The 7,826-nt window shown below is 69.3% G+C and carries 9 protein-coding genes and 2 pseudogenes; 3 read left to right on the plus strand and 8 right to left on the minus strand.

Translation table 11 applies throughout. The features are described from left to right. The 7 genes and pseudogenes from FPZ47_RS25295 to FPZ47_RS25325 all read right to left on the minus strand — a co-directional run. Positions 1 to 216 (minus strand): annotated as a pseudogene (locus tag FPZ47_RS25295) (hypothetical protein); the annotation flags it as partial. 93 nt (positions 217 to 309) lie between these two features. Continuing rightward, positions 310 to 918, minus strand: a complete 609-nt coding sequence (locus tag FPZ47_RS25300) for a MarR family transcriptional regulator (protein ID WP_144956662.1) — start codon at positions 916 to 918, stop codon at positions 310 to 312. Beyond that, positions 915 to 2,510, minus strand: a complete 1,596-nt coding sequence (locus FPZ47_RS25305) for a pyruvate, phosphate dikinase (RefSeq protein ID WP_144956659.1) — start codon at positions 2,508 to 2,510, stop codon at positions 915 to 917. The genes FPZ47_RS25300 and FPZ47_RS25305 overlap by 4 nt, the downstream gene beginning before the upstream one ends. Before the next feature lie 446 nt (positions 2,511 to 2,956). Continuing rightward, the gene (locus FPZ47_RS25310) at positions 2,957 to 3,361 is read right to left on the minus strand and encodes a DUF732 domain-containing protein (protein WP_144956656.1); all 405 of its coding nucleotides are present in this window, start codon (positions 3,359 to 3,361) and stop codon (positions 2,957 to 2,959) included. Between the two features lie 250 nt (positions 3,362 to 3,611). Next, entirely contained in the window at positions 3,612 to 4,682 is a 1,071-nt protein-coding gene (locus FPZ47_RS25315; protein ID WP_144956653.1) for a phosphotransferase family protein, read from the minus strand. A 94-nt stretch (positions 4,683 to 4,776) separates the two neighbouring features. Next, positions 4,777 to 5,568, minus strand: a complete 792-nt coding sequence (locus FPZ47_RS25320; protein WP_144956651.1) for an SDR family oxidoreductase — start codon at positions 5,566 to 5,568, stop codon at positions 4,777 to 4,779. Further along, positions 5,565 to 5,759 (minus strand): hypothetical protein, encoded by a 195-nt coding sequence (locus FPZ47_RS25325; RefSeq protein ID WP_144956648.1) that lies wholly within the window; start codon positions 5,757 to 5,759, stop codon positions 5,565 to 5,567. Before FPZ47_RS25325 ends, FPZ47_RS25320 begins: the two co-directional genes overlap by 4 nt. Before the next feature lie 114 nt (positions 5,760 to 5,873). Here FPZ47_RS25325 and FPZ47_RS25330 point away from each other — a divergent pair, with 114 nt between their 5' ends. Next, positions 5,874 to 6,146 carry a hypothetical protein gene (locus FPZ47_RS25330; protein WP_144956646.1) on the plus strand — a complete coding sequence of 91 codons (273 nt, stop codon included), beginning with the start codon at positions 5,874 to 5,876 and terminating at the stop codon, positions 6,144 to 6,146. 79 nt (positions 6,147 to 6,225) lie between these two features. Here FPZ47_RS25330 and FPZ47_RS25335 read toward each other — a convergent pair whose 3' ends face one another. After that, positions 6,226 to 7,125: a TPM domain-containing protein gene (locus FPZ47_RS25335; protein ID WP_144956644.1), complete on the minus strand. Its 900-nt coding sequence runs from the start codon at positions 7,123 to 7,125 to the stop codon at positions 6,226 to 6,228. A 182-nt stretch (positions 7,126 to 7,307) separates the two neighbouring features. On the opposite strand from FPZ47_RS25335, the pseudogene FPZ47_RS29940 reads away from it, so the two are divergent. Beyond that, positions 7,308 to 7,580: pseudogene (locus tag FPZ47_RS29940) on the plus strand (PE family protein); the annotation flags it as partial. Between the two features lie 69 nt (positions 7,581 to 7,649). Beyond that, a partial coding sequence (locus FPZ47_RS29945) for a PGRS repeat-containing protein (RefSeq protein WP_345889732.1) occupies positions 7,650 to 7,826 on the plus strand: 177 nt, incomplete at its 3' end.

The raw sequence follows: 7,826 nt of genomic DNA on the forward strand, positions 1-7,826 counted from the left end.
CGGCCCGTTCGCGGTCGGCAGCCAGAACACGCACTGGTTCAGGTTGGGGCTCCAGACCCAGCCCGGTGCGCAAGCCGGCGGGTCGGCGCGGGCGATCGTCAACGGCGCGGAGAGGCCGATCACCGGCAGTCCGGCCAGCACGACCGCGAAGCCGACCACCACACAGCCCCGCAGCACGCGCCGCGGCGCGAATACCGCCGCGCCCGCCTTGTCCATGTCGCTTCTCCTCCCGGCAGCAAACGCCGCGCGCAAACGATTGTGCCCCCATCGACTCGCCCGTATCGGCTTTTCCCGGGCAAAGATCCGGCGCTATTCCGCGTGCCCGGCCCGGGCTTCGCCTTCCCGGGTGAGGCCGACCGCGCCGATCAGTTCCTCGTGCAGTTCGAACCACACCGTGTGATAGGAGTCGATGAGCGGCCGGGTCAGCCACATCGTCTCTCCCCGCAGCACTTTGGCGTAGGCGGCGGCGAGCCTGTCGGCGTACGCCGACAGGCGCGGCAGCTGGCCGGCGACGGCCGCGATGATCGGCACGACGCGGCGGTGGACGACCTCCAGTCGCTGCAGCACCGCGGCGTCGTACCCGGTGTCGTCGTGGGTGTTGGGCCGGCCGTCCCTGAGTTGCCAGTCCGACACCAGCTCCTTGAAATCCTGGTTCACCGAACGGAATCCGTCATAGGCCGCACCGAGCGCACGCGGGTCGGCCGCCTGCCGTTCCGCGGCCAGCAGCTCCTGCAACCGGGCGCGGCCCTCCTGCGACAAACGCACCGTCTTGTCGGCGAGCACCAGGCCGGAATCGGTCAGGCGTGCCACGGTTTCGGTGACGGCGGCGGGATCGTCGTCGACGGCGGCCACGACGTCGGCGGCGGCGATGCGCCCCTTGAGGCGAATCGCCTGCAGCACCTTGAGTTCGGTCGTCACGGCGAGCCGCCGGCGTGCAACGCGGTGAGCATGGCGATCAGCGGCGTGGCCGATACGACTTCGGTGTGCCCGGCGGCGAGGGCCGCGCGGATGGCCGCCGGTGACGCGTCGTCCAGGCGCGGGTAGGGACCGTCGTGGTGAGCGCGCAACGGGCTGACGTGGCGCGCGATCTCGGCGAGCGCGACCAGGTCGGGGGTGTCGCGCTCCGACCACGCGGTCAGTTCCAGCATGCCTTCCCTGATTTCGCCGGCCGTTCCGTCGACGGTGACGAGCTTGCCCTCCAGCGCCACGCCCACCCCCGCGCCGCAGCCGACCACCGCCGGACGGCCGATCTCTCGGCTGACCACCGCGGCGTGGGAGGTGGTGCCGCCCACCTCGGTGACGATGCCGCGCGCCGCGAGCATGCCGCCCACGTCATAGGGACTGGTCGAGGACCGCACCAGGATGACGTCCTCGCCTCCCTCGGCGGCGTCGATGGCGGCGTCGACGTCGGTATAGGCCCGACCCCGCGCCACCCCGGGACACACGGGGACACCGCGGGCCAGCAGGGGCGCCGCCATCCTGGCCTCGGGTTGCAACGACGGCGACAGCAACGCCTCGACCTGGGCGGCGGTCACCCGGCGCAGGGCCTCGGCGTCATCGATGAGCCCCTCGGCGCGAAACCGCAACGCCAACCGCACCTCGGCCTGCGCGGAGCGGTTCGCGGTGCGGGTCTGCAGCAGCCACAGCCGGCCCGCCTCGACGGTGAACTCGATCTCCTGCGCGTCGCGGCCCAGCCGCTCGAGGGTGCGGGCCGCCGCGAGCAGCTCCTCGTAGGCGGCGGGAAGGTCATCGCGCAACGCCGTCACGGGTTCGCAGTCCGCGCAGCCCGACACCACCTGTTCGCCCTGGCCCCCGGACAGCCACTCGCCGAACGGTTCGCCGGTGCCGGTCATCGGATTCCGGGAGACGAGCACACCGGTGCCCGACTTGGCATCCAGGTTCCCGAAAACCATGGCCTGCACCACGACCGCGGTCCCGCCGGCGTCGTCGAGGGCATGGTGGCGTCGATAGGTCGACGCCCGCGGCGAGTTCCACGAACCGAACACCGCCTCGATCGCACCCCACAACTGGGCGTGGGCGTCGTCGGGGACGACGCCGTCGCCGCCCAGCACGATTCGCCGGTACATCTCCTCGAACCGCCGGCGCGTGTCCGCGGCGAAACCCGCGGTGAAGCCGGCCTCGAGCGCCCGGTGCACCGCGTCGGTGATGCCGAGGTTCAGCACCGTGTCGAGCATGCCGGGCATCGACTGCGCGGCGCCGCTGCGCACGCTCACCAGCAACGGCCGCGGGCCGCGGCCGAACGACCGCCCCGTCTCGTCCTGCAGCCATCCCATCGCCTCCAGCACCTGGTCCCAGACGCCGTCGAGGGCGCGGTGCGGGTCGGTGAAGTACTGCTCGCACACCTCGGTGGTGATGCAGAACGCGGGGGGAACCGGCAAGCCGTGGCCGCGCATCGCGTCGATGCCGCACGCCTTGCTGCCCAGCAAACCCTGCGACAGCCCGGAATTGCCGGCCAGCCGCACCACCGGCGGTCCGCTGAACTCAGCCATGCCGCCAGGCACTGCGCCTCCCGGCGCGCCATGACCCATGACTCTCCTGTCGCTCGAATTCGGTGCTGGGAGCGCAAGCCCAAACAGTTCGACGTTACGCCAGTTCGAACAGCCACATCCCACGCCGCCCCGATCAACGCACGGCCCGGGCTCGCTCGTCGGGACCGATGGGCGCCGCGGGGCACAGGGTGCCGATCCCCCGGCACCGCCCGCACGTGACGAAGACGTTCCGCACGCCGCGGGCGAGGTTCGCCCCCGTTCCCCGCCGGCTGCGGCGTCGCCGGCCAGGCCGGCCACCGAGTAGGGCGCCGGCGGTGCGGACGAGGGTGACATCCCGTGCGCGTCGTACCCGATCACCCGGAATCCCGCGCGCCACTCGGACAACGAGTGCCACCCGAGCAGTTTCGCCGACGCACTAGCGAAGCCGCGCAACGCGTTTCGCGTTCTCACGGCGGGGGTTGCCGGGCGAACTGGTCCTTGATCTTGGGGATGATCTCCGGTGCGTAGACGAAGATCGCTGCCTCGACCTCCCACTCGGCCTGATCCGGGGTCATCGGTGTGGTGTCGATCACCTTCTGCACGAGGGCTTTCGCGGTTCCGAACGGGTCGGGGGAATTGCGCACCTGATCGGCGAACCACCGCCCCTCGACGACCATGTGGCAGTCGTTGACGTCGGACCCGTGGATCAGGTTCTTCTGGGCCAGCACGTCGATGTACTGCTCGTCCTGGGCGCTCAACGTGCATTCCGCCGCCGCTCGTGGCGCCGCCAGAACCGAATGGCCCAGCGTCGCGGCCACGACGACGATGCTGACTACCCACACCGGGAGTCGACTCCTGGGCGAAAGTGTCATTGCCGGATCACCTTTGGTGGGGGAAGTTACTTCTTATCACGCAAGCCCAGCCGCGCCGCCCGGACGCAGGACCTGGGCCATGGACGACGCGGTGAGCATCCCAGGGTGGGAGGCGGCGCGCCGCACCGGTCGCCACTGGCTCACGGGTGCCGAGCCGCTGCCCGATCTGGTGGAGAACTGAGGACGCATCGCCGCCCGATGGCGTCAACGTGTCGCACGCCGGCGACATCTCTCCGACAGACCCGGAGCTTCACCCGCCCCCCAGGCGCTGCGTCAGAGCCCACGCCATCTGCGCCAAGCCGCGGTAGCGGTCGCGGACTTCCGTCGTGCCGGCCCGGGAGTCGGCTGCGTTGCCGTCGAGCCCGCGCCGCCACACGCCGGCGGTGATGGAGGCGAGCCGGAACATGGAGAACACGATGAAGACGTCGAGCGAGCGAGGCGGCTCTCGGTCGGCATGCCGACAGTAACTCGCGACGAACGCTTGCTCGTCGGGTATACCGGTGCCGGTCAGATCCTCCCCCGCCACGCCCCGCGTGCCGCCGAAATCCGGCGGAAGATGGTAGGTCAGGCAGGTATAGCCGAGGTCGGCCAACGGATGGCCGAGGGTCGACAGCTCCCAGTCCAGCACTGCGACAATCCGGGGCTCGGTCGGATGGATCAGGACATTGCCCAAGCGGTAGTCGCCGTGCGCGATGCACGCCGGCTCGTCGTCCGGTGGCAGATGGTCGGGCAGCCACTGCGCCAACAGGTCCATCGCCGGCATGTCCTCCATGCGCGCGGCCTGCCACTGCCGGGTCCACAGCGCCACCTGGCGGTGCAGGTAACCCTCTGGCCTGCCGAAGCCCTCGAGTTCTGCCGCACGCCAGTCCACACGATGCAGCATCGCGAGGATGCGTGCGAGGTCCTCGTGGACCGCCGCACGATGCGCCGGAGTGCTCTGCGGCATCGCCGGGTCGGTGAAGATGCGCCCGGGGACGTGATCCATGATGAAAAACGTTGTACCGATGACCGATTCGTCATTACACAACAAACGCATGCGCGGCACCGGCACACCGGTGTCCCGCAACGCCGACATGATGCGGTGTTCGCGCTCAACTTGATGCGCCCGGGGCAGTAACGTGCCCGGTGGCTTCTTGCGAAGGACGTACTCACCACCGGTGGTGCGCAGATGAAACGTCGGGTTGCTTTGCCCGCCTTGAAACTGACGGACCGTCAGCTGGCCGTCGAAGCCGGGAAGTCGGCCTCGCAGGTGCCGTGCGAGGGCGGCCTCATCGAGGCGGTGCGACGCTAGCACCGGCACCAGTTCAGCCACGCCCTCCATCGGTGCAACGATACCTGCGTGCGCCGACCTGCTGGGAAAATCGTCTGCTAACGAGTCGGATTCGTCATGTTCACGGCGCCATCACGTCCCGCCGTCAGAATTGCGCGCGTCCGGTCAGCCAGCTGCCCCCGTCGACGACGACGACCGCGCCGGTGATGTAGGACGCGGCGTCACTGGCCAAGAACAGCACGGTTTGCGCGACCTCGGTCGTCGAACCCAGACGGCGCAACGGGTTGGAGTTCGCCGGGAACTTGTCGTCTCCACCGGTGATGCGTTGCACGCCTTCGGTGCCCGCCATCCCTCCGGGGGCGACGACGTTGACCCGGACGCCCGCGGGCCCCCACTCGATGGCACACGTCCGGGTCAGGGCGTCGATGCCCGCCTTCGCCGAGACCACATGCGCCTGCATTGCCATTCCGCGATATTGGGTGGCGGCGGTGATGTTGACCACCGCGCCACCGTGATCGCGCATCCACCGCTCGTAGGCCGCTTTGGACACATTGAACGTTCCGCGCAGATCGATGTCGACCACCGCTTTGAAGCCATTGGGGCTCAGATCCGAGATGAGAGCCGGAAAGTTGCCCGCGGCGTTGTTGACCAGGATGTCGAGGCTTCCGAAATGCGCGACCACGGAGTCCACCACGTCCGCCACCGCCTCGAACTCGCGCACGTCGCAGATGCCGTACATGGCATCGATCCCGTCGTCGCGTAAAACCTGCAGCGCGGCTTGAAGATTCGCCTCCTTTCTGCTGCACAGCGCAATACGAGCACCGTGGCTGCCGAGGACTCGGCACGTCTGCAGACCGAGTCCCGTGGCACCCCCGGTGACGAGGGCGACCTTGCCGTCGAGCAGATCGGACCGAAAAGGACTCTGATTTGCCGTCACTGTCTTCCTCCAGCCACTGAACTGTCCTGGGCAACAACATGAATGCGTGCGCGCCGGCCGGTTGACCCAATGTCAAGCAGCGTCCTGCCGGCGGCCTCGGTCGTCGCCTCGACGGGCCCGACGATGCCCTCGCCGGCAATGGCATCGTCGGTGAGCGTCGCCCTCACGCCCTCGGCCGGCACGGCTTTCACGGGGGCCGGGGCAGGCACGACGATCGAGTCGGCGTAGCACTCGGACGCGAGCCCTTCGCTCAGCCGGTCCAGGACCGCCTTCGGCGAGCCGTACGCTGTCCCTGCAGGTGACAGATGCGGACCTTTCCAAGGCGCCCATCCAACTACGGCCGGGTCGAGATCCTCATCGAGACCTGCCCGGACGCGCGCAATCCCTACGAGACGGTCCCGAGATGCCCCGGGCTGATGCGGTTCGCCTCCTCGCCCCGCAAACGGTCCGAGGAGGACATGCGCGAGTCGTTCCCGTCCTTCGCGGAATCGCCGTACCACTACGCCATGCACCCGCTGGCGTTGTTGGACGCCCACTTTGAGGTCTCCGGCGCATCGTGGACTGCGGCGACCTCGTGACGGAATCCTGATGGAGCCTGCCGACTTAGTCGAGAGAGGAAATGTCCGCGCTTTCGTCGGAGTCCCCGGCAGGCAGAATTCACCGAGCGGTCCTGCCTGGCCGTCCTCGCCTGCGGTGCGCCGCCAGCAGGTCGGCGTTCGCCAGTGTTTGCGCCTGAGCGGCCAGCGTCGACGCCCGGTTGGCGTGGGCGATTGCCCCGGCGTCGTCGCTTGCCTCGGCGGCGTGCGCCGCCGCCAATTGCCGCTTCGCCTCGTCGAACCGGGCCCGGGCCTCGGCGCCGATACTCTGGCGATGCCGGGCAACGTAGTCGGAGATCTGGCGCAATCTGGCGTCCGCGATGGACAACGCCTGCGGCAACGGACCAGTGCGTCCTTCGATGTCGACCGGCCCGCCGGCAGGGTCGAGCTGGCGCGCGCCGCGGCGGCGGCGCGCGCGATAGAGCACCAGGATCACGGCGGCCACGACGCCACTGACGACAATGACGGCCACGATCGCGAGCGGCAGCCGGCTCCGCTGTGGCGAGCTTGCCGATCTGTCCAACCCGTCCGCCGCGGCGAGCGCGGCACCTCCCCAGTCCTTGGCGGCCACTGCGGGACCGATTTTGTTGTCCCGCAGGCTGTTCGACTCCACCGGCGTGAGGCCCGGCGCACTGAACGCGTACAGCTTGGTGTTGGTGGCCACGGCCAGCAGCGCGTCGTGGTCGCCCATCGCGCTGGCGCTGCGGGTTCGCTCGGCCCAGTTTTCGGGTTTGAACCGGGAGAAGTTGTCGACGTAGACCACCCACAGTTGAATGTGGCGGTCGCGGTAAAGCCGGTCGATTGCCGAACTGACTGCTGCCCGGGCCGGATTCGTCAACACCCCGGTGGTGGTGGTGACGTGATCGGTGAGCTTGCCCGGCGGCTGCGCGCCGGCGGGGGTTGCCAGCAGCCCCGCCGTGAGGATCGTCAGGACTGCACCCAACAGGGGAACCATGCGCATAGGGGTAATTTAGCCCGCCCACCGCGGCGGTCCAGGGTTACGCGAGCCGCGGCATGTGGTTAGCGGGCGGTCGGGTTCCGACCCCGAACCCAGGTATCAGAAGTGAAGGGCTTCACATCCCGGGTCCTCTGAAATACAGTTAGCGCTTCCGAGTCGCCCCGTTGATTTGCTGGGAGGCGCAGATGCCGACTTTTTCGCTCGCAGAACCCGAGGCTTTGGCCGCGGCGGCAGGGGATTTGAGCGGGATCAACGAGGCAATCAGCAAGGCCACGGCGTCGTGGGCGCCGTCGACCACCGAGATCGCGGCGGCGGCCTCTGACGAGGTGTCGGTGGCGATCGCGCGGTTGTTCGGCAGCTATGCGCAGGCCTATCGGGCGCTGAGCGCCCGGGCGGTGGTGTTTCAGGAGCGGTTTGGGCAGGCGTTGAGCGCGAGCGCGGGCTCCTACGCGGCCGCCGAGGCGGTGAACGCATCGTGGCTGCAGATCCCGAATCCGCTGGCACTGGAGCAAAACCTGGTGGGCACGGTGAATGCGCCCATTCTGGCGTTGACCGGGCGCCCGCTGATCGGCAACGGCGCCAACGGGGCCCCCGGGACCGGTGCCAACGGGGGTGCCGGGGGGTGGATCCTCGGCGATGGCGGAGCCGGCGGGTCCGGCGCGGCCGGTAGTGCCGGCGGGGCCGGCGGGCCCGCGGGGCTGATC

This window comes from Mycobacterium helveticum (assembly GCF_007714205.1).
In the GTDB taxonomy this organism is placed as follows: Bacteria; Actinomycetota; Actinomycetes; order Mycobacteriales; family Mycobacteriaceae; genus Mycobacterium; species Mycobacterium helveticum.

What these genes read in the sequence shown, in the direction of transcription:
- FPZ47_RS25335 (WP_144956644.1), bottom strand. Translation starts at nt 7,125, where the DNA reads ATGCGCATGGTTCCCCTGTTGGGTGCAGTCCTGACGATCCTCACGGCG.
- FPZ47_RS25330 (WP_144956646.1), top strand. Translation starts at nt 5,874, where the DNA reads ATGCGGACCTTTCCAAGGCGCCCATCCAACTACGGCCGGGTCGAGATC.
- FPZ47_RS25310 (WP_144956656.1), bottom strand. Translation starts at nt 3,361, where the DNA reads ATGACACTTTCGCCCAGGAGTCGACTCCCGGTGTGGGTAGTCAGCATC.
- FPZ47_RS25315 (WP_144956653.1), bottom strand. Translation starts at nt 4,682, where the DNA reads ATGGAGGGCGTGGCTGAACTGGTGCCGGTGCTAGCGTCGCACCGCCTC.
- FPZ47_RS25305 (WP_144956659.1), bottom strand. Translation starts at nt 2,510, where the DNA reads ATGGCTGAGTTCAGCGGACCGCCGGTGGTGCGGCTGGCCGGCAATTCC.